The 3,217-nt window shown below is 47.9% G+C and carries 1 protein-coding gene; it reads right to left on the reverse strand.

Features of this window, described 5'->3' with window-relative positions; all coding sequences use genetic code 11:
- On the reverse strand, positions 1-3,217 hold a 3,217-nt coding region (locus JCM10914_RS28015), incomplete at both ends, for a condensation domain-containing protein (RefSeq protein ID WP_036720607.1).

The following is a 3,217-nucleotide window of genomic DNA, read 5'->3' on the forward strand; positions in this document are numbered from 1 at the left end:
TACCTCGACGTTTGGAATCGGCTCACCTATAGGCACGTTTTTGACCTCAAGACTACGCGCTTTCCAAAAAGTCGTACAAATTGTTGCTTCCGTCGGACCATAGGCGTTGATGTAAGATACCTGTGATTGCCAGTTCCTCACGGTCTTCGAACTTGCCGCTGAACCTGCCGTTACGAGTATTCTCAAGGAAGGAATGTCCTCGGGTCTTATTTGCGCTACGTAAGTAGGCGGCAAAGTCGCCACTGTAATTCGGTGCCTGCTCATCCATTCCGCACATTTTGCAACGTCTTGAATAATTTCTTGCGTTGGTAGATAAAGACAAGCCCCGGTAAACAATGCCATGAACGTTTCCCATATAGAGGCGTCAAATGACATGCTTGCAAACTGAATGATCCGATCTTCCGGCGTAATGCCAAACTCATTCCTGAAGAACGCATATAAGTTCGCCATTCCCAAATGTTCCACCATGACTCCCTTTGGCCGACCGGTCGATCCCGACGTGTAAATGACATACGCTAATCCAGTTGGGCTGCCGTTCTCCTCTAAATCGTCATAAGTTTCGTCGACTTCATTGTCTTGAGAAACCAAATTGATGAACTCTAGTTCGGATAGATTATCTTCCGACAACGGCAACCTTTGTTTATTGGCAATCAGTCGTTTGACTTTGCTATCTTCTAACATGAAGAGAATCCGATCAGCCGGATATTCAGGATCGATCGGTAAAAATGCGCCTCCGGCTTTCAGCACGGCCAGTTGGGCAACAAGCATGAACGGGGAACGTTCGATTAGCACGGCCACTACTTCTTCAGGTCCGATTCCTCTCTCTTTCAGTTGCCTCGCCAATGCGTTGGCTTTACCATTTAGTTGTTTATATGTCCAAGCTCTGTTTCCATATACCACTGCCATCGCATCAGGTGTTGCTTTCGCCTGCCATTCAAATAACGTATGGATACAAGCATGATCTGGATAAGGCGCCTTCGTAGCATTCCATTGCACAACCACCCGGTCATATTCTTCCGTTGACATTAATCGGAGCGTCTCTACAGGCTCCATCGATTTCTCTGTCATTTCACGCAACAGCCTTACCATGTACTCCAACATTCGCTCGACTTCATCTGCCTTAAATGTTTGCCGGTCATAGAACATCCTCAACACAAGGTTATCTCCGGGTGTAGCTTGTAAGGAGAGCGGGTAATTCGTTTGTTCTATACCTTGAATTCCCGTTATTCTGAAATCCTGTTCTCCACCGTCACATTCACTAGTAGATGCTTCCGCTCCCTCGACATCGATCGGATAATTCTCGAAAACATACACTGTTTCGAACAAAGAGCTCCCCCTTGGCACATCGCTCCATCCTTGGATATCCACCAAAGAACAATGTTCGTATTGACTTATTTCCATTTGTTTCTCTTGCAATTTTCGGATCCAAGCAAGCACGGGCGTATCGTCGATAACCATTCGGATAGGAAGTGTATTAATAAACATACCAACCATCGATTCCACCCCGGGTAAATGTGCAGGCCGGCCAGCTACTGTCGTACCTGAAACCACGTCGCGCTCACCGCTGTAATACCCTAGTAGCAATAACCAAGCACCTTGGACCAGAGTATTCAAAGTCATTTGATTCTTTTTAGCGAATAGAGTCAACGATTGCGTCAACTCATCAGGAAGAGTGAAACTTTGCTCATCTTTTCCCTGACCGTCTCCGATTCCTATCGGAATTGATGTAGGTGCTCTAAATCCTTGCAATTCATTTCGCCAGTACGTCTCAGCCTCTTTTGAATCTTGCCGTTGTATCCACTCGATATAGTTAATAAACGGTAGAGCAGGTTCAAGCACAACCTCTACCTTGTCTTTGAGCGCACGATATAGAGCCAACAGCTCTCCAACGACTATCGGCAAGCTCCATCCATCCATCAGCAGATGATGATGGCTCCAGACCATTTGATACGTTACATCATCTACACGTATTAGTGTAATTCTCATCAAAGGCGATTCATGCAGTTTGAAATTCGTTTCGCGATCGGTTTGCAAATACGTTTTCAAAGCTGCGGCTGTACTCTCAGGAGACCTATCTCTCCAGTCCAATTGCTCAATTGTTATGGTGACTTGGTTGTACACAATTTGATGTGGAGAGACCAAGCCCTCCCACGCAAAGGTTGTCCGGAATAGTGAGTGCCTGGCAATGAGATAATTCCAAGCCTTCTGCAACGCAACCGGGTCAAAATGCCCTTCTATTGTCAACAGAAGCTGCGAAACATAATCCCCTGATTGCGCTTCGTACAAAGAATGAAAGAGCATCCCCTGCTGCAACGGAGTCAATGGATAAATCGTTTCAATATTTCTGTGTTGACCGACAAGCGTATCGAGTTCTTTATTGCTCATACGAGCTTGCGGGAAATCAGACAGTGTATAACACATTTGTGTCTCTGAATCCGGCAGCGCAACAATATCTCTAAGTCGAGACATAAAATCCTCGGCTACGGATTCTATCGTTGCACGCTTATACATCTCCCGGCTATATGTCCAGGTAATGTACAACAATCCCCCGCTTATGACCCCGGATATGTCGATAAAATGGAGTCGCCGCTCATTTGAACACACGTTCGCCCCGGCCGATTCAAGCGCTGTCTGCAGCATCGTATCTTTCGACAGAAATGAATCCGTCTGTCCGAAATAATTGAACCCTACCTGAGCGTTCGGCCCATATGGGAACGACTCGTCTCGTCCGTATTTAATAATTCCGTAGCCTATACCCTTGTTAGGTATATTGCGTAATTGCTCTTTCACGTTCTTTAGGACTGCCCCTATTGAATACGTTCCGCTTATATCCACCACAACCGGGTACAAACTCGTAAACCACCCCACCGTTCGGGTCACATCGAGTCCCCCGCCGATCTCTTCCCGGCCATGGCCTTCCATATGCACCAACAGGCGCGCCGAACCCGTCCACGCCTGTGTCGCTTGCGCCAATGCCGCAAGCAGCACTTCGTTGATTTGCGTCCGGTAGACCGACGGTACTTCCTTAAGCAGCGCCTGCGTCTCTTCCTCGCTAAGCGACAACGTCACCTGCTCTGCGTCTTGCTCCCGGTTGCTTCCCTCCGGCTCATCCACCGGCCATGCTGGCACGTCCGTAAACGACTCCGCGTTCCAGTACTTCACCTCTTGCTCCGGCAGTTCAGACGCCAGTGTCTTCAGACGCTCCGCCCACTGTTGG

This window comes from Paenibacillus sp. JCM 10914 (genome assembly GCF_001315105.1).
Lineage (GTDB): Bacteria > Bacillota > Bacilli > Paenibacillales > Paenibacillaceae > Paenibacillus_AQ.